This window comes from Rhodococcus sp. BP-160 (assembly GCF_019836205.1).
Taxonomy (GTDB): domain Bacteria; phylum Actinomycetota; class Actinomycetes; order Mycobacteriales; family Mycobacteriaceae; genus Rhodococcoides.
Genome location: NZ_JABUEK010000001.1, coordinates 516,616 through 534,804 on the forward strand (window position 1 = coordinate 516,616; position 18,189 = coordinate 534,804).

The following is an 18,189-nucleotide window of genomic DNA, read 5'->3' on the forward strand; positions in this document are numbered from 1 at the left end:
TCCATGGTGGTGCCTCTCCGTAGGTGTGACTGCTGTGACAGGTGTGTCGTGAGAGGTCGCCGCCGCGTTACGCGGACAGGCTCCACTGCCCGTAGTCCTCGCGCAGCACGGTGTTGACGTCCACACCCACTCCGTCGATCGCTCGCTTGTCGATCTCGATCTGATGCAGGTGGGCAGCCGGGTTCACGTAGCCCTTCGGCGTCCCCCAGTTGTGCTGCCAGTACCAGGCACCGAGTCCCGCTGCCGCCGCGAGGTCGATGGTCGGCGAGTTGGCGTACACGCCCGTGTTCTCGGCCCCGACCACCGACTGCCAGCCGAGCAGGTACGGCGCGATCATCGCGGCGAACTCGACCGCGGTCGGGTTGTCGTCGATCGACGCGTAGATGGGCCGGTCCGCCGGTCCGCCTGCCTCCGTGTGCAATTCGAGGCCGCGCGTCGCGTGCTTCACGCCGGCGGCGAATCCGCCACGCCAGTCGGCCGTCGCCCCCTTGCCGAACTGGTAGCACGACACCACCTGGAGACCGGCCGCGGTGAGCTCGTCCGCCTCGGCGGCGGTCATCGGCTTGCCCGTCATCCAGGCGGCACCGGGTCGACGGTCCGAGACGTAGCGGATGGCGCCCAGATGGCCGGCGGCGGCGATGGCGGAGGCAGACGGCACTCCCCCGGCGTAGTCGACGATCGTGCCCAACGCTGCGGGTGCTGCGGGCGCGGCAGAGGCGACGCCACGAGCGGCGACACCGGTGACCCCGACCGCGACGGAACCGGCGGCGGCATAGCGGAACAATTGACGACGCGACACGTGCACTGGGGTCTACCTCTCGATTCGCCCGGCGCGCCTTCCTCGACATGACGGCCCGGGCTGGTAACTTCTCACGATTTCCGGCGCTATTGCACCACAGACCTCAGGGACCCCGCTAGTCCCGTGAGTCCCCTCGTCCCCAGCGATCAGTACCACTGCGTCCAGAACCGCGTGAGCACGCCGCCGCTCTGGGCCCACCCCGCGGGGACGCCGGACAGCTCGTACAGGGAGTACACCGCGTCGAAGAAGACGCGGTTGACCTGCGGCACGAACAGCAGGGCCACCACGATGAGAACCCCGTAGGGCCCGATCTGCGCGAACGACCGCCGCGCCCCGGGCGACAGATACGGCTCGATCGCGCCGAACCCGTCCAGGCCGGGCATCGGGATCAGGTTGAGGACCACCGCGACCACCTGAAGGAACGCCAGGAAACTCGTGCCGAACCAGAATGCCGCGTGCTCGCTGCCCGGTGCCCACACCGCGACGACCGTCAGAAGGATCACCGCGAGAACGAGATTGGCGAACGGGCCGGCCAGGGACACCGTCGTCCTCTGCCGCCTGGTCATACCGCTGGTGTTCAGCCACACGGCGCCGCCCGGCAGACCGATCCCGCCCAGCGCGACGAAGATCAGCGGCAGCACGATCGACAGTCCGGGCACCGTGTACTTCAGGGGGTTCAGCGTGAGATAGCCGCGCGCGGCGGTGTCGTGATCACCGAAGCGCCAGGCCGTCACCGCGTGGGCGAACTCGTGGAGACACAGGGACACCACCCATCCACCGATGACGAGGACGAAGACACCGGCGTACGACAGGACGTCGCCCGGCCTGGTCGAGTTCCAGGCCAGAACACCGCCGATCACGGCGACGGCGACGACCGCGAGGAAGACGGGGCTGGGTCGTACCGACGTGGACAGTGCCATGTCAGCAGCGTAGGCGGGTCACCTGAGCGCTTCCCGCACTCGATCGACGGCCTCCCGCAGGCAGTCGGTGTACGCGTCGGCGTCCATGACGTCGTCGCTCGTCACGATCGAGAGAGTCACCACGTCGCCGATGCCGTGCACTCCGTGCGTGACGCCGACCGTCGGCGAGAGGGCCGGGAACCCGGCGCTCAGCACGACGGGCCGACCGCTCAGCGTGAGGTCGGCGACGCCTCGATTCACACTGGAGACCACCGTGTGACCCGCCACCGTCGTCGGCGCCACCGACAGGTCGGCGCGGTCGACGTCGCGCCGGACGATCACCGCGGGAACGGTCTCCGTCGCACGATCGCCGACCCCGAACGCGGGGTGTTCCAGCCGTCTTCGCCGATCTCGCAGGGAGTCGTCGATCGCCCGTGCCCGAGCGCGGAGATCCTGCACGGACGGGTGCAGATCCACCCCCGCGTTGTGAAAAGCGTTGGCAGCAGCGGTGGTTCGACTATCCCCCGGTATGGCGATCATGACCTCGGCCCCGAGGTCGTCCGGAACCGGCTCGCCCAGGGACGCGAGATGCCGACTCATCGCGTCCGACACCACGACGAGCGCGGCCACGGTGACACTGACGGTGTCGGTGCGGAGGTCCGACGCCGGGCACACCACGCACCGGATGCGGGTGGTTCCGCCTGCCGGGCGGGACAGCAGCGTCGGCGCTCGGGGAAGCGGCGGGCCGGGGATGACGCCGGCCGCCGTGTCGGCCGTGCGCCGACGATCGGCCACCACCGCCTCACGTGCCCGACGCACCATGCCGATCACCCGTGCGGGAAGCTCGACGGCACCACGCGCGACCGCGAGGGGCGCCGGCACCACCACCGTGCGCACCGCCGCTGACGGCTCGTCCGACAGCAACGCGCGAGCCAGCGCCGACACCCGCCCGCCGTCCCCGAGTGCGTGCGCGATCTGCAGGACGAGCACCGTCGCCGACCCCGTCGTGCCGGGCACCCCGTCGACGCACGGGTACAGATGCACGCGCCACGGCTCGCGGCGCGGCTCGACCTGATCCCCGAAGGTCTCCGCCACCCGGTCGAGGCAGTCCTGCCACGTCCCGCCGGCGTGGACGCGGACCCGGTCGCGGGTCACCCCCGTGGGCACCCAGTAGGGGTAGTCGGCCGTCCACCGCGTCTCGCGAAGACGGACCGACAGCCCGTCCACCACACGCGCCCGACGCACGAGTGCCGTGGCGACGGCGTCCGGGTCGTCGAGCACACCGTCGAACGCGTAGAGCAGGAACTGGTCGCTCGGCAGGCGCCGCGACAGCCAGTACATGCGGGCGTCGGTGGCCGTGAGCCGACCGGTCACGTCAACGGTCCTGCTGCTCCGCCTGCAACTTCAGCGCGGCGAGTCCCTTCTCGAAGTCCCTGCCGATGAATCTGTCCATCGGCACGATCCTGCCGACGAGACGCGCGACGAGGTTCTGCTGTCCCGTCATCCGCCACGTCACCTCGGTGCCGCTTCCTGCCGGCGACAGCAGGAAGATGGTCACGTTCGTGGCCTTGAACGGTTTCGTGAACAGCAGATCGAGCACGACACGATTGTCCGTCGAATCCACGACGGTCATCGACCCGGCACCGGCCTTGCGATTACCCGACCAGGCGTAGGACGCCCCGACCCCGGACTCCGAGCCGCTGTAGGTGCGGGACAGATCGGGGTCGCTGCCCTCCCACGGCGACCAGGACGTCCACCGGTGCAGATCGTCGAGGAAACCGTGCACGGTCGACGCCGGAGCGTCGACGAGGACGGAACGTTCGATCACGAACTCGTGGACCCTGTCGGTGGTCATGGGGTGATGGTAGGGCGCAGCAGTCAGTCGCGCCTGCACAGGCAGAAGAGGTGACCGACGGGATCCTGCAACACGCGGAAACCCGGGTGTTCGCCGTCGTCGTCCAGCACGCGGGCACCCTGCTCCACAGCGAAGGCCTGCGCCGCCTCCATGTCGTCGACCACGAGATCGAGGTGGATGCGGATGCCCTCCCGGGGCCAGTACAGCGGGACGAAGTCGGGCGCCTTCTGGAAGGCCAGACGCGAGCCGCCGGTGCCCTCGATCACGGTCCAGTCGGGATCGTCCTGCACCACCTTCCACCCCAGCAGAGCGGTGTAGAAACGCCCGAGCGCCACCGGATCGGGACAGTCGAGAACCGTGTAGTCCATGTCGATCGTGGGTCGTGTCATGTCCGAATTCTAGCCAGGCGTGCCGATGCCCGAGAGACTTCCCGCTTGTCGGTACCCGGTCAGGACAACCCATTCCGCACCCTCGCGCCACGGTGCCACCGACCAGGTGGAGAAGCGCTGCACGGCCGTGAAGCCGGCCTCCCGGACGTCTCGTTCGGCCCGGTCGGCGGTGTACTCGCGGTCCGTCGCGAACCCCAGGATCACCACCCCGCCCGGGACCACCGCGTCGTGCCAGCGCCGGAGCACCGTCGACTCGGTGCCCGGGGCGAGGAAGACCATGACGTTGCCGGCGGCCACGATCGCGTCGAACGACTGCGGCTCCAGATCCATGGTCGCCAGGTCGCCCTCCACCACCGTGATGCCGTGCTGTCGACGCGCCTCCTCGACCAGGACCGAGTCGAGATCCACGGCGGTCACCGTGTGTCCGCGCCGCGCGAGTTCCGCGCCCAGTCGTCCGGTTCCGCATCCTGCGTCGAGGACACGCGCGGCTCGGGGCAGCACGGCGTCGACGAAGCGGGCCTCCCCGTGCATGTCCGCGCCCGACGCCTCCAGTTCCCGGAAGCGGGCGACGTAGGCGTGCGAGTCCTCGGCACTGCGCTCGGCCGACCACCGGGTAGCGGTCACCGGTCGAGGTAGAAGCGCGCGGTCTCGGTCGCCACGTCGGACACCGCGGACGCCAGCCCGGGCTCGAGATCCAGGGCATCGGCGAGTTCGCTGCCGCGCAGCCCCTGCGAGCGCAGCAGGTCCCAGGCCTTCTCCACCAGCCGTACCGACGTCGCGTGATCGAGTTCCGGCCGGTTCGATCGCAGGGCCGTCGCCGCCCAGTCCGCGTCGAACGTGCCGTTGGGCGGACCGAACACCCGCTCCCCCGTGGAGTAGGGCTTCGGGTCGGTGCCACCGGCGTGTGTCATGCCCGTGACGCTATCCCCTGCCCGTAGCGGGCGCCGCGATGCTCGTCTTGTTCCCCGCCGACCACGCGTAGGGCAGGTCCTCGCCGTTGAGCATGTGAGCACCCACCGAGCGCAACTTGTAGAGCACCGGGTTGTGCACGGAGATGGTGCGCGCGTTGCGCCAGTGCCGATCGAGGGCGAGGGTCTCCGACACGATCGATGCGCCGCCGACCTCGAACAACTGCGTCGTCGCGTCCAGCACGAGGTCGACGACCACGGCCTGGGCGTGCGACGTGCTCAATTCGGCCCGGTCGAGCGATGCGTCGTCGCCCACCTCGACGGCGCGCTCGACGTCTGCGGCCGCCGACAGGACCAGGGCGCGGGAGGACCAGGCGGCAGCTTCGAGCCGCCCGATGAGCTGCTGCACCACCGGATCGTGTCGCGGCAGGTCGGCGGCGGCGTGGGTGTAGCTGCGGGTGCGGGCGCGGACCCACGCGGTGACGTCGTCGGCGGCGCGGCGCGCGATGCCGGCCAGGACCGCGAGCTGGACCAGCTGCAGGTACGACGTCGCGTACGTGCGTCCGGGTGCGCCGTACCCCGGTCCGAGCAGGCGCGACTCGTCGACGGCGACGTCGGTGAACGTGGTGGTGCCGCTGACGGTGAGCCGCTGCCCGAAGCCGTCCCAGTCGTCACGCTGCACGACGCCGGGAGCGTCCGAGTCGACGAGCACGGACACCCGCTCGCCGTCGAGGTCGGCAGCGACCAGGATGTGGTCGGAGTAGAGACTGCCCGTGCTGTAGAACTTCTCGCCGTTCAGACGCAGACCGTCCGGGCCGCGCGTGACCGTCGTGCGGTAGTGGTCCACCGCCCCGACACCCGGCTCGGTGATCGCGTTGCCGACGAGTGTGCCGTCGGCGATCGCCCGCAGCCACGCGTCGCGATCGGGTCCCGGTTCTGCCGCCACCTGGTCCTCGACGAAGCTCCAGTGCACGCGCAGCGCCTGCGGCAGATTCGACTCGGCGGCCGCGAGATCGACCAGCAGCGAGAACAACTGCGTCACCGAGGCGCCGGAGCCACCGTGCTCGACCGGCACGCGCAGTGCGCCGAAGCCGGCCTCGCGCAGCAGCGCGATCTCGTCATGGGCGAGCCGTCTGTCCTTCTCGCGGGCCACCGCGCCCTCGGCGATGCGGTCGAAGACGGGCCGGAAGCGGGCGCGGAGGGCCTCGTCGGTCGCCGGGCCGTCGGTCACTCGGTCGTGTGTCGTCGTCACGGGAGACGAGACTGCTCGTCGGCGCCGTCGGCCGACACCGTTGGACTCGAGGAGATTCTTGCCACGCCCGCTGCTCGAGGCAGTACGGTGACCCGAACGGGGGGAACCATGGCGCTGTCGCGCAGCATGAATCGACTGATCGCGGGGCGGATCACACCAGAGATGGCGGCGGATCCGCACGCCGCCATCCTGCCGACCCCCATCGCCGACGACTCCTTCTTCGACACGCCTGATCACGACCTGTCACCGGGTGTCCTCGTGCGCCACCGCGATGCGACGGGATGGTTCCCGCGACCACGAACCCGCCTGCGCCAGTTCATGGTCGGCTCCACCGACGCTCTCGGTCGTTCGGTGCCCGTCACCGCCACGCTGATGGAACCGAGGAGGCCGTGGCGCGGGTCGGGTCCCCGGCCCGTGGTCGTGCACAACGTCGCGATCGACTCGCTCGGCACCCGGTCGACACCGTCGTATCGCATCGTCCACGGCGTCGGCCAGGACTTCCCCACGGTGGTTCCGCTCTGGCTTCAGCGCGGGTACGCGGTGCTGATCCCGGACCATCAGGGACCGCGTATGGCCTACGCCGAGGGGACCATGGCAGGGCACGCCGTGCTCGACAGCATCCGCGGACTCGTCGCGCTCGACCCGTCCTACGCGACGAGCCCGACCGCCCTCTACGGCTACAGCGGCGGTGCCATCGCGACGGCCTGGGCCGCGCAACTGCACCCCTCCTACGCCCCCGAGCTCGTCCTGCGCGGCGCCGTGGCCGGAGGATCACCGGTCGACGTCGGCTTGCTGCGCGGGACCATGAACGGCACTCTCGGAGCCGGCCTCTTCGGGACGGCGATCATCGGCATGGCTCGCGAACACCCAGCCCTGGTTGAGCAGTTCAGCCCCACCGGCATCGTTCTCGCGTCGATGATCAAGGACCTGTCCGTCGTCCCGCTGGCCTTGTCCGGGCTGGCGCGGTTGCGACTGGAACGGCTGTCCGTGGACCCGGGCGTGTTCGAGTCCGCCACCGCGCGCGCCGTCATCGAGGCGAACACTCCGGGGGCGGACGCGCCCGTCGTACCCGTGGCGTTCTATCACGGTGCTGCGGTGCCCCGGTTCGCCGATCGGTGGATCCCCGAGCAGGGCGTCCTGAACCTGGTCGACGCGTGGCGCGGACGCGGCGCGGACGTGGAGTACCGGCCCGTGTTCGGCGACCACTTCGTGGGCGCGCTGTCCGGTCTGCCGTTCGCGATGCGGTGGATCGACGCGAGGTTCCGGGACGGCTAGCCGTCCACCAACCACCAGGCGGCGTACGGCGGGAGCCAGACCGTGTCGTCGTCGACCGACCCGACGCCCGTCAGCACCTCCCGCGGAGCGACGATTCCCGAGCGGCCGAGGACGGACACCGCCACCGGGCGGTGTGTGTCGCTCACGTTGAACAGGGCGACGAGTGTGCCGCTCGGGTGCCGACGGCGGACACCCAGCACTCCGTCGTCCAGATCGCCCAGAACGTCGACCGGCGCCTCGGCATGCAGCATGGGCAGATCCGACCGCACGCGGGCGATGTGCGCGATGCCGTCGAACACTCGCTGCGCGTCGGAGCCCTGCTCGTGGCGTCGCGCCCTGTCGGCGTCGGTCACGCGCGGTCGGTGCACCCACCGGTTGTCGTCCTCGTGGCCGGGTTCCGCCGCCCAGTCGGGATCACCCGGCGAGCCGATCTCGTCCCCGCTCCACACCACGGGGATCCCGCCCCAGACCGCGACGAGGGCGTGGGCGAGGAACAGCCGGGCGAACGCGCCGTCCGGATCCCGTCGCTCCGCACCGAGGCCCGAGAGCGCCGCCGCCGTCCCGCTGATCCGACGGTCGCCGGTGTCCGGATTGTGTTGGAACACCAGACCTTCCGCCCACGACTGCGGGAACTCTCCGGAATACCAGTCGGCGAGGAAGTGTCGGTGGCCGGCGCCGGACAGACCCATCGCGGCCGCGTCGCCGTCGTCGATCGCCCATCCGATGTCGTCGTGGCACCGCACGTACGTCACCCACGTCCCGCCCGGCGGAGTTGGCGGCAGTGTCGACAGGGCGTGGCGCGCCAGCTCGGTGCTGCCCGAGGCCAGCATCGACCACACCTGGACCATGAGGCTGTTGTGGTAAGCGATGTCGGACACCCGACCGGTGTGCGATCCGGTTCCCAAGTAGGGCAACAGATCTCGTGGTCCGACGATCGCCTCGGCCTTGAACAACAGCGCAGGCGAGGCCATGCGCGCCGTCGCCCGCAGGATCTGCGTGATCGCGTGCACCTCGGGCTGATTCTGACAGTTGGTTCCCAGCCGCTTCCACAGGAAGGCGATGGCGTCGAGACGGACCACCTCGATGCCCAGGTTCGCGAGAGCGGCGACGATGTCGACGAACTCGACCAGCACCGCGGGATTGGCCCAGTTCAGATCCCACTGCCACTCGTTGAAGGTCGTCCAGACCCAGCCGTCGACGCCGACGTCCCACGTGAAGTTCCCCGGTGCGAAGTCGGGGAACACCTCGGGCAGCGTGCGCTCGTAGGCGTCGGGCGTCGACCTGTCGGGATGGATGTGGAAGTAGTCGCGGTGGACTGCGTCGCCCTGACGCGCCAGTTCCGCCCACTCGTGTTCGCGGGCAACGTGATTGAGGACCAGGTCGATCACGGGACTGATCCCGCGCTCGCGCAGGGTGGTGGCGAGCGCCCGCAGATCGTCGACCGTCCCGAGGTCCTCCCGCACCGTGCGGTAATCCATGACCGCGTACCCGCCGTCGTTGTCGCCCGGACGCGGCGTGAGCAGCGGCATCAGGTGCAGGTAGGTGACACCGAGATCCGTCAGGTGGTCCAGCCGATCCGCCAGACCGGACAAAGTGTCACCGAATCGATCGACGTAACAGGCGTACCCGAACATGGTGGGCTGCTGGAACCAGTCGGGCTCCAGCAGACGCCGCTCGTCGAGCCGGTGCAGCTCGTCGGGCCGGTCCGCGAACGCGTGTGCCGCGCGCTCGACGAGGGTGCGCGCCACCGCATCGGGCTCCGCGTACAGGGCGGTGACGGCCTCGTGGAGATCGGGCCACCAGCGCTCGACACGGAGAGTGAAGGTGTCCCGCCGGTGCGGCGGGAGCGGGGCGAGTGCCGCACCGATGATGTCGTGTATCGCGTCGGGTACGGCGGTGCGCGGCATGGTCGGGATTCTTCCACGCCCGGCAGTGGGTAGCCTCGAACTGCAGCTCACACGATCAACGAGAGGACGACCGATGGTGAACTTCGGCGAGATCAAGCGCAAGCTCGACCAGAACGAGGAGAAGGTCGAACAGGCACTGGACAAAGCGGGCGACGCGGCCAAGAAGAAGTTCGCCGGGCACGACTCCCAGATCGACGGCGCGCTGGACAAGGCCAAGGACGCCATCGGCGAGAAGAACAGCGACCGCACCGACGGTCCTCCCGCCTAGTGGTCGCGGTGGGGAACTTTCTGACAGGAGTGCTGGACGAGGCGCTCGACCGGACGGTCGTGCCCGGCTACTCCCGTATCGGGTCGGCCGTCCGTCGTCGATTCTGGGCGGCCGATCCGGTCCCGTTCCTCGCCCCCATCGACGTGATCGTCACCGGCGGCAGCTCGGGTCTCGGCGCAGCTGCCGCCCGACAACTGGCCGTCCTCGGTGCGCGGGTGCACCTGGTCGGGCGTTCGGCGCGGCGGCTCGACGCCTCCGCGACCGAGATCCGCCACACCGTGCCCGGCGCCGAGCTCGTCGCGCACGAGTGCGACATGAGCGACCTCGATGCCGTGGCTGCGCTGGTCACCACCCTGACCGCTCAGCTGACGTCGATCCACGCGGTGGTGCACTGCGCCGGCGTCATGCCGCCCGAGCGCACCGAGACCGCACAGAAGCACGAGATGGCCTTCGCGACCCACGTGCTCGGGCCCGTCGCGCTCACGGTCGGGCTACGCGAGCTGTTCGACGCGGGGTCCCGCGTGGTGTTCGTCTCCAGCGGCGGCATGTATCCGGTGCCGCTGCAGACCACCGACGTCGAGTTCGCTCACGGCGACTACTCGGGCCTCACCGCCTACGCCCGCACCAAGCGCATGCAGGTGGTGATCACCGAGCAACTGGCGGAGCGCCTCACCGGGCCCGACGATCCCGTCGTGCACAGCATGCACCCGGGGTGGGCGGCCACACCCGGTGTCACGGACTCCATTCCGATGTTCGGCTCGGTGATGAAACCCATCCTCCGCACCGCCGACGACGGAGCCGACACCATCGTGTGGCTCGCGGCCGCCGATCAGCCACTCGCGTCCACGGGGATGTTCTGGCACGACAGACGACCGCGCCCCACGCACTACCCGTCCTGGCGGCGGGACTCGCCGGAGGCACGGGACGCACTGTGGGGCGCGGTCGTGGAGGCCACGGGTATCGACCTCGGCTGACGTCTCCGTCAGAGGAGGTCGGTCAGGTTCGACACGATCGAGGACCAGACCCACGGTTGATTCCAGATCCAGAGCGAAAGCATGGCGGTAGTCCTCACTGCAGGGAACATCTGTCCCCGACAGTCAAGACGCGTCGTTGCAGGCGTGCACCTCGGACGGCGGATGTCGGTGACGAGTCACTGTCACGCTCGGTGCATCACGACATTCACGACGTTTCCGTCAGGAGCGCGCACGAGGAATCGTCGGACTCCCCACTCCTCCGTGGTGAGCGGGTGCACGATCTCGTGACCGCGACGGACGGCCTCCTCGTACGCCGCATCGACGTCGTCGACGTGAACCGACATCGCCGACTCCACCGGACTCGTCGCATCTCGCGTCACCAGTTGTACGTGCGCACCGGTCTCCGGTGACGTGAAGCGGGCGACCCAACCGAGATCGAACTCCTCGACCGCGAGTCCCAGGAAATCGGTGTAGAACGACTTCGCGTCGGCGATGTCCTCGACCGGCAGGTTGGTGGTGATGCGCTCGACTCGCATGGTGCGCATTCTGCCCCTCTCGGCCTGTTCGTGTCGGTGCCCGCTGCTACCTTCGCACACATGTTCGAACAGGGGTGGGCGACGCGCGATCCGGAGGCCATGGGCCTACCCGGACACCTTGCCGATGTCACGGTCGACGGCGTCCTCGGCGCACTGACCCACGCCACCGCCGGCGCCGCGTACCTCGAATGGACCCGCTACCGGGCCGCGGCGGAACTGCACACCCGACTGGTCGCACCACTGGACACCGCCGACCGCCGCCGCTTCGACGCGACCACCCACTGCGCCGCTCGCATCGCCGCAGTCCTGTCGATCACCCAGGGCGCAGGCGAGGGCATACTCACCCGTGCCGTGGCCCTGCGAGATCGTCTGCCCGACGTTGCCGCCTGCCTCCGCGACGGCCTCGTGACCCCGAAGTACATCCACACCATCATCGCCCGCACCGACCTCGTCGACGGCACCGACCATGCCCACCTGGTCGATGCCGAGATCGCGGCGGCACTACGGCGACGCGGCTCCTGGTCAGTGGCCCGGATGCGCGACATGGTCGACCGCATCGTCTACCGCCACGACCCCGACGCCGTCCGCGAGCGTCGCACTCGCGCGAAGGACGACCGCGGGTTCTGGATCGACCCCGCACCCGACGGCATGGCGTATCAGTGCGCCACCATGCCCGCCGAGAACGCCGTCCTCGTCGCCGCTGCTGTCGACGACCTCGCCGGACGCGTCTGCCCGAAAGACCCGCGCAGCGCCGGCGCCCGACGCAGCGACGCCCTCTTCGCCCTCGCCACGCGCACCCCCTTCGAATGCCAGTGTGACCGTGACGACTGCGACGCTCCCGGCTGGACCGGCGAGGACGGCCTCCTGACCACCGTCATCGTGCACGTCGTCGCCGACGCCGCCACCGTGAACGGGGACACCGCCTCCGCGCAGCAGGGCAACCCGGGTTTCCTCGCGGGCCACGGCGTCATCTCCGCCGACCACGTCGCCGACCTCGCTGCGCGCCCCGACGCGGTTCTGAGGCCTGTCGCCGCCACCAACCCCGCCTCGCAACCCGCGGATCCCTACCGCCCGTCCAGTGCCCTCGACACGTTCGTGCGCATCCGCGATCAGTACTGCACCTGGCCCGGCTGCAGCAACGCCGTCTGGACCGGCGACCTCGACCACATCACCGAGTACGACCACGACGATCCCGCGGCCGGTGGACAGACGACCGACGTCAACCTCGGCGCCAAGTGCCGCTTTCACCACAACCTGAAGACGTTCGGCGACTTCGTCGACGACCAGTACCTCGACGGAGACACCGGACGAGTCGTCTCCACCATCGCCACACCCGAGGGACGCGTGATTCCGGGCCCGGCGCACAACGGGTACGACCTGTACCCCGGACTCGCCGACATCACCTTCGAACAGCCGGCGCAGGCCCCACCGGATGCCCCGCGCACATCACCGACCAGGCGAAGAACCCGCCTGGCGGACAAGCATGCGCGGCGGCGGTCCGAACGCTCCCGAAACCGACGTAGACGAGAGTTCGCCGACAACGACGACCCACCACCGTTCTGACGGGACGTCAGTCCAGGCAGAATTCGTTGCCCTCGACGTCCTGCATCACCATGCAGGACTCTTCTCCGTCGCCCGCGGGCAGGAGCCGCACTCGCGTGGCTCCGAGGTCGACGAGGCGTGCGCATTCCGCTTCCAGAGCCCCGAGGCGCTCGTCACCGACCATGCCGACGCCCACACGGACGTCGAGGTGGACGCGGTTCTTGACGGTCTTCGCCTCGGGTACCCGTTGGAAGTACAGCCGTGGGCCCACCCCGTTCGGGTCCACGCATGCGAAGGCCGACCCCTGTTTCTCGGCGGGGAGCGAACGGTCGAACTCCGCCCAGTCGGCGAAGCCCGCGGGCGCCGGCGGCACCACGTATCCGAGAACCTCGCACCAGAATCGGGCGACTCGCTCGGGGTCCGCGCAATCGAAGGTGACCTGCACCTGTCTCACCTGAGCCATGGATCCACGCTAGGCGACAGTGGCGGCCGTCGGAAGGGAAATATTCGGGCGCCGTCAGCGTTCTCCGGTGCATGAAGAACATCGGGTTCCTGTCGTTCGGGCACTGGTCACCGTCGCCGCACTCGCAGACGCGCTCCGCATCGGACGTGTTGCTGCAGTCGATCGACCTCGCGGTCGCCGCAGAGGAACTCGGTGCAGACGGCGCGTACTTCCGCGTTCACCACTTCGCGAACCAGCTCGCGTCGCCGTTCCCTCTGCTCGCGGCCGTCGGTGCCAAGACCAGTCGCATCGAGATCGGCACCGGCGTCATCGACATGCGCTACGAGAACCCGTTCTACATGGCCGAGGACGCCGGGTCCGCCGACCTGATCTCCGGCGGGCGGCTGCAGCTCGGTGTGAGCCGGGGATCGCCCGAGCAGGTCATCGACGGCTTCCGCTACTTCGGCTACGCCCCGGCCGAGGGCACCGACAGCGGAGACATGGCCCGTGAGCACACACGCATCTTCCTGGACCTGGTGGAGGGCAAGGGCTTCGCGGAGCCGAACCCCTCCCCCATGTTCCCCAACCCGCCCGGCCTGTTGCGCCTCGAGCCGCACTCCGACGGGTTGCGTGAGCGCATCTGGTGGGGTGCAGGTACTCGTGCGACCGCCGAGTGGACGGCGCAGCAGGGCATGAACCTCATGAGCTCGACTCTGCTCAGCGAAGACACCGGCGTGCCGTTCCACGAACTGCAGGCCGAACAGATCGAGCGCTTCCGCAAGACGTGGTCCGACGTCGGCCACTCATTCGAACCGCGAGTGTCCGTGAGCCGCAGCATCTTCCCGATCGTCGACGACGTGGATCGTGCGTACTTCGGCCGCGAGGGCGGCAGCGGCGATCAGGTCGGCTACATCGACGGCGGCATCGCTCGTTTCGGCAAGACCTACGCCGGCTCACCAGACAAGCTCATCGCGGAGCTGGCGAAGGACGAAGCCGTCGCCGCGGCCGACACACTGCTCCTGACCGTGCCCAACCAGCTCGGCGTCGAGTATTGCGCACACCTCATCGAGTCGGTGCTGACGCACGTGGCGCCGGAGTTGGGCTGGCGGTAGCAGTCCCGCTCAGACGTTGAAGCGGAACTCCACCACATCCCCGTCGGCCATGACGTATTCCTTGCCCTCGATGCGGACCTTGCCGGCCGACTTGGCGGCGGCCATGGATCCGGCGGCGACGAGGTCGTCGTAGGACACGACCTCGGCCTTGATGAAGCCCTTCTCGAAGTCGGTGTGGATGACGCCCGCTGCCTGCGGTGCGGTGTCGCCCTGGTGAATGGTCCACGCGCGGGACTCTTTCGGGCCTGCGGTGAGGTACGTCTGCAGCCCGAGGGTGTGGAAGCCGGCGCGCGCCAGAGCGTGCAGGCCGGGCTCCGACTGGCCGATGCTCTCGAGCAGTTCCATCGCCGACTCGTCGTCGAGTTCGACGAGCTCCGACTCGATCTTGGCGTCGAGGAAGACGGCGTCGGCGGGAGCGACAGCGGCCTTCAACTCGGCAACTTTCGCGTCGTCGGTGAGGATCGACTCGTCGGCGTTGAAGACGTAGAGGAACGGCTTCGTCGTGAGCAGGTTCAGCTCGCGCAGCGACGAGGCGTCGAAGGTGTTCTTGACCGAGTACAGCGTCGTGCCGCTGTCGAGAATCGTCTGCGCTTCCTTGGCCGCGGCGACCATCGGCGCGCGATCCTTCTGCGTGCGAACTTCCTTCTCGAGACGCGGGATCGCCTTCTCGAGGGTCTGCATGTCCGCGATGATCAGCTCGGTCTCGATGACCTCGATGTCGGCGGCCGGATCGACCTTGCCGTCGACGTGCACCACGTCGTCGTCGGCGAACACGCGCACGACCTGGCAGATGGCGTCGGCCTCACGAATGTTCGCGAGGAACTTGTTGCCCAGGCCGGCGCCCTCGGACGCGCCCTTCACGATGCCGGCGATGTCGACGAACGTGACGGGCGCCGGAAGGATCTTCTCGGAACCGAAGATCTTGGCCAGCTCGTTCAGCCGCGGATCCGGCAACGGTACGACGCCCTCGTTCGGCTCGATGGTGGCGAACGGATAGTTCGCCGCCAGCACGTCGTTGTTGGTCAGTGCGTTGAAGAGGGTGGACTTGCCGACGTTGGGCAGTCCGACGATTCCGAGGGTGAGGCTCACAGGGAGGAGAGTCTACGTGCCGCCCCCGACCGCCCTGTCAGTACGTGTAGTCGGTGCCCGATCCCGCCGAGATCGCGAAGGCGATGAGCAGCACGTAGAAGAGGATGAACAGCGCGAAGAGCCCCACGAAGATGTAGAGCGAGTACTTGCCCAGCTGCTTCGTGCGTTCCGACGCGTAGTGCGCACCCTGATAGTCGCCCAGCGACCACCGCGGGAACACCGAGCTCGAGTGGTTGAACGCCGAGAACGCCAGCGGCCAGAAGAAGATCAGCGCGGCGGCGGCCCAGCCGGCGTTGGTCGGCGGCAGCGGCGGCGGGCCGTACTGCTGCTGGGGATAACTGGGGGGCTGCTGCTGCGGGAAGGCTCCGCTGGTCGGGAACGCTCCGGTGTCCGTCGGCCCCTTCGTCAGGTCGGGCTCGTACGACGAACCGGTGTACGGCTGCTGCGGGTACTCGGGGTGGTCTGACACACGAGCATCGTAGGCAGTCGTGGCGCGCGAGTGGGGTCTCGTTGTCATGTCGTGACGTTCGGCGACGGTCCCGGACCGCTCGGCGCAACGATCCGCACACGCCAGGCTCACAACCGCACGAAATGTCGGTCGGTCTGCTTACAGTGACTGCGATCACACGATGATCGCCGCCCCTCCACCGCATGCCAGGAGCCCGCAGATGACTGCCGTGTCCGACAGGGGGAACTCGCACGTCGAGTTCCTCAAGACCGACGACGACCTTCCCCCCGTGGGCGTCGTCGACCGCTCACCGATGACGGTGCCCAAACGCATCGTCTTCGTCATCATCGGTCTGCTGGGCGCCGTCGCCTGGACCGTCATCGCCGTGATCCGCGGCGAGCAGGTCAACGCGGTGTGGTTCGTCGTCGCGGCGGTCTGCACCTACATCTTCGCGTTCCGGTTCTACGCACGCCTCATCGAGAACCGCATCGTCCATCCGCGGGACGATCGGGCCACACCCGCCGAGATCCTGGAGAACGGCAAGGACTACATGCCGACGGACCGTCGGGTGCTGTTCGGCCACCACTTCGCCGCGATCGCGGGCGCCGGTCCCCTCGTCGGTCCCGTCCTCGCCGCGCAGATGGGATATCTGCCCGGCACGATGTGGATCATCATCGGCGTCGTCTTCGCCGGCGCGGTCCAGGACTTCCTGGTGCTCTGGATCTCGACCCGCCGACGCGGCCGCAGTCTCGGTCAGATGGCCCGCGAGGAGCTCGGCGTGGTCGGCGGTATCGCCGCCCTCATCGGCGTCTTCGTCATCATGATCATCATCATCGCGGTGCTCGCACTCGTCGTCGTGAACGCACTCGCGGAGAGCCCGTGGGGCGTCTTCTCCATCGCACTGACCATCCCCATTGCCCTCTTCATGGGTGTCTACCTGCGGTACCTGCGCCCGGGCAAGGTCTCCGAGGTCTCTCTTATCGGCGTCGTCCTGCTGCTGCTCGCCATCATCTCCGGCGGCTGGGTCGCCGAGACCGAGTGGGGCGCCGACTGGTTCACGCTGTCCAAGGTCACCGTCGCGTGGTTGCTCATCGCCTACGGTCTCGCCGCGTCGATCCTCCCCGTGTGGCTGCTGCTCGCCCCGCGTGACTACCTGTCGACGTTCATGAAGATCGGCACCATCGTGCTGCTCGCCGTCGGCATCCTCATCGCTCGACCCGTCCTGCAGATGCCGGACATGACGTCGTTCGCCAGCGAGGGCAACGGCCCCGCGTTCTCCGGATCGCTCTTCCCGTTCCTCTTCATCACCATCGCCTGCGGCGCGCTCTCCGGTTTCCACGCGCTCATCTCCTCGGGCACCACGCCGAAGCTTCTCGAGAAGGAGAAGCAGATGCGGATGATCGGCTACGGCGGCATGCTCACCGAGTCCTTCGTCGCCATCATGGCTCTGGTCACCGCCTGCATCCTCGATCAGCACATCTACTTCGCGCTCAACGCACCGACCGCACTCACCGGCGGAACACCCGAGACCGCCGCGGCGTACGTCAACGGGCTCGGACTGTCAGGCGGGGACGTCAGCGCGGCCGAGCTGTCGCAGGCCGCGACGGACGTCGGTGAGGAGTCGATCATCTCGCGCACCGGCGGCGCCCCCACGCTCGCGTTCGGCATGTCCGAGGTGCTGCACCAGGTCTTCGGCGGCGAGAGCCTGAAGTCGTTCTGGTATCACTTCGCGATCATGTTCGAGGCGCTGTTCATTCTCACCACCGTCGACGCAGGCACGCGTGTCGCGCGCTTCATGCTGTCGGACTCGCTCGGCAATCTCGGTGGCGGCGCGAAGAAGTTCCGCGATCCGTCGTGGCGCGTCGGTGCCTGGATCTGCTCGGTCATCGTCGTCGCGGCCTGGGGCGCCATCCTGCTCATGGGCGTCACCGATCCGCTGGGCGGCATCAACACGCTCTTCCCGCTGTTCGGCATCGCGAACCAGTTGCTGGCCGCCATCGCGCTCACGGTCGTCCTGACCGTCGTGGTGAAGAAGGGTCTGCTGAAGTGGGCCTGGATCCCCGCGCTGCCGCTGGCCTTCGACCTCGTGGTCACCATGACGGCGTCGTACCAGAAGATCTTCTCCGACGTTCCGGCCATCGGCTACTGGGCGCAGCACAGCGACTTCAAGGAAGCGAAGTCGCAGGGCCTCACCGAGTTCCGGTCCGCCGCCACACCGGAGGCCATCGACGCCGTCATCCGCAACACCTTCATCCAGGGCACGCTGTCCATCGTCTTCGCGGTGCTCGTCCTCATCGTCGCGCTCGCCGGATTCGCCGTCTGCTTCAAGGCGATCCGCGCCGGTGGACTGCCCAGCAGCGAGGAGGCGGACGTACCGTCGAAGCTGTTCGCGCCCAGCGGTTTCCTCCCCACCGAGGCGGAGAAGTCGGTGCAGGCGGAATGGGACGTCCTCATCGCCGACGGCACGGTCCGTCGGCCGGGAACGGGCCACTGA

General features: G+C 68.8%; 19 protein-coding genes. 6 read left to right on the forward strand and 13 right to left on the reverse strand.

Translation table 11 applies throughout. The features are described from left to right. Positions 1-67 precede the first annotated feature (67 nt). The 8 genes from HQ306_RS02360 to HQ306_RS02395 form a co-directional block, all read right to left on the reverse strand. Positions 68-805, reverse strand: a complete 738-nt coding sequence (locus HQ306_RS02360) for a DUF1906 domain-containing protein (protein WP_222627421.1) — start codon at positions 803-805, stop codon at positions 68-70. A gap of 140 nt (positions 806-945) precedes the next feature. After that, entirely contained in the window at positions 946-1,719 is a 774-nt protein-coding gene (locus HQ306_RS02365; RefSeq protein ID WP_222627423.1) for a site-2 protease family protein, read from the reverse strand. Between the two features lie 18 nt (positions 1,720-1,737). Next, complete coding sequence (locus HQ306_RS02370; protein WP_222627425.1) at positions 1,738-3,072, reverse strand: wax ester/triacylglycerol synthase domain-containing protein; 1,335 nt, start codon at positions 3,070-3,072, stop codon at positions 1,738-1,740. Between the two features lies 1 nt (position 3,073). Next, positions 3,074-3,553, reverse strand: a complete 480-nt coding sequence (locus HQ306_RS02375; protein ID WP_222627427.1) for an SRPBCC family protein — start codon at positions 3,551-3,553, stop codon at positions 3,074-3,076. Between the two features lie 23 nt (positions 3,554-3,576). Next, positions 3,577-3,942 (reverse strand): VOC family protein, encoded by a 366-nt coding sequence (locus HQ306_RS02380; RefSeq protein WP_027503894.1) that lies wholly within the window; start codon positions 3,940-3,942, stop codon positions 3,577-3,579. A gap of 9 nt (positions 3,943-3,951) precedes the next feature. Next, positions 3,952-4,566: a bifunctional 2-polyprenyl-6-hydroxyphenol methylase/3-demethylubiquinol 3-O-methyltransferase UbiG gene (locus tag HQ306_RS02385; RefSeq protein WP_285188406.1), complete on the reverse strand. Its 615-nt coding sequence runs from the start codon at positions 4,564-4,566 to the stop codon at positions 3,952-3,954. Then, a complete protein-coding gene (locus HQ306_RS02390; protein WP_027503896.1) occupies positions 4,563-4,853 on the reverse strand; it encodes a hypothetical protein in 291 nt (96 codons plus the stop codon). Before HQ306_RS02390 ends, HQ306_RS02385 begins: the two co-directional genes overlap by 4 nt. 10 nt (positions 4,854-4,863) lie before the next feature. Further along, entirely contained in the window at positions 4,864-6,102 is a 1,239-nt protein-coding gene (locus tag HQ306_RS02395; protein WP_308115383.1) for an acyl-CoA dehydrogenase family protein, read from the reverse strand. A 108-nt stretch (positions 6,103-6,210) separates the two neighbouring features. Between HQ306_RS02395 and HQ306_RS02400 the strand changes: the two genes are divergently transcribed. Further along, a complete protein-coding gene (locus HQ306_RS02400; RefSeq protein ID WP_222628767.1) occupies positions 6,211-7,377 on the forward strand; it encodes a lipase family protein in 1,167 nt (388 codons plus the stop codon). On the opposite strand, the gene HQ306_RS02405 is transcribed toward HQ306_RS02400, so the two are convergent. Next, positions 7,374-9,284, reverse strand: coding sequence for an alpha-amylase family protein (locus HQ306_RS02405; RefSeq protein ID WP_222627429.1), 1,911 nt, complete (start codon positions 9,282-9,284; stop codon positions 7,374-7,376). The genes HQ306_RS02400 and HQ306_RS02405 overlap by 4 nt on opposite strands. A 73-nt stretch (positions 9,285-9,357) precedes the next feature. Here HQ306_RS02405 and HQ306_RS02410 point away from each other — a divergent pair, with 73 nt between their 5' ends. After that, on the forward strand, positions 9,358-9,552 hold the full coding sequence (locus HQ306_RS02410) for an antitoxin (RefSeq protein WP_037183861.1): 195 nt from the start codon (positions 9,358-9,360) through the stop codon (positions 9,550-9,552). Positions 9,553-9,560: 8 nt separating this feature from the next. Continuing rightward, positions 9,561-10,526, forward strand: a complete 966-nt coding sequence (locus HQ306_RS02415; RefSeq protein WP_308115381.1) for an SDR family NAD(P)-dependent oxidoreductase — start codon at positions 9,561-9,563, stop codon at positions 10,524-10,526. A 182-nt stretch (positions 10,527-10,708) separates the two neighbouring features. On the opposite strand, the gene HQ306_RS02420 is transcribed toward HQ306_RS02415, so the two are convergent. Then, positions 10,709-11,062 carry a VOC family protein gene (locus HQ306_RS02420; protein WP_056447622.1) on the reverse strand — a complete coding sequence of 118 codons (354 nt, stop codon included), beginning with the start codon at positions 11,060-11,062 and terminating at the stop codon, positions 10,709-10,711. Positions 11,063-11,122: 60 nt separating this feature from the next. Between HQ306_RS02420 and HQ306_RS02425 the strand changes: the two genes are divergently transcribed. Beyond that, entirely contained in the window at positions 11,123-12,625 is a 1,503-nt protein-coding gene (locus HQ306_RS02425; RefSeq protein WP_056447393.1) for a DUF222 domain-containing protein, read from the forward strand. 7 nt (positions 12,626-12,632) lie between these two features. On the opposite strand, the gene HQ306_RS02430 is transcribed toward HQ306_RS02425, so the two are convergent. Continuing rightward, complete coding sequence (locus HQ306_RS02430; protein WP_056447390.1) at positions 12,633-13,067, reverse strand: VOC family protein; 435 nt, start codon at positions 13,065-13,067, stop codon at positions 12,633-12,635. Between the two features lie 71 nt (positions 13,068-13,138). On the opposite strand from HQ306_RS02430, the gene HQ306_RS02435 reads away from it, so the two are divergent. Next, on the forward strand, positions 13,139-14,158 hold the full coding sequence (locus tag HQ306_RS02435; protein ID WP_222627432.1) for an LLM class flavin-dependent oxidoreductase: 1,020 nt from the start codon (positions 13,139-13,141) through the stop codon (positions 14,156-14,158). Between the two features lie 9 nt (positions 14,159-14,167). Here the strand turns inward: HQ306_RS02435 and ychF are convergent, their stop codons facing one another. Both ychF and HQ306_RS02445 read right to left on the reverse strand, forming a co-directional pair. Beyond that, positions 14,168-15,247 carry a redox-regulated ATPase YchF gene (gene ychF / locus HQ306_RS02440; RefSeq protein WP_222627434.1) on the reverse strand — a complete coding sequence of 360 codons (1,080 nt, stop codon included), beginning with the start codon at positions 15,245-15,247 and terminating at the stop codon, positions 14,168-14,170. Between the two features lie 37 nt (positions 15,248-15,284). Continuing rightward, positions 15,285-15,716 carry a CD225/dispanin family protein gene (locus HQ306_RS02445; RefSeq protein WP_285188397.1) on the reverse strand — a complete coding sequence of 144 codons (432 nt, stop codon included), beginning with the start codon at positions 15,714-15,716 and terminating at the stop codon, positions 15,285-15,287. 199 nt (positions 15,717-15,915) lie between these two features. On the opposite strand from HQ306_RS02445, the gene HQ306_RS02450 reads away from it, so the two are divergent. After that, a complete protein-coding gene (locus tag HQ306_RS02450) occupies positions 15,916-18,189 on the forward strand; it encodes a carbon starvation CstA family protein (protein ID WP_056447384.1) in 2,274 nt (757 codons plus the stop codon).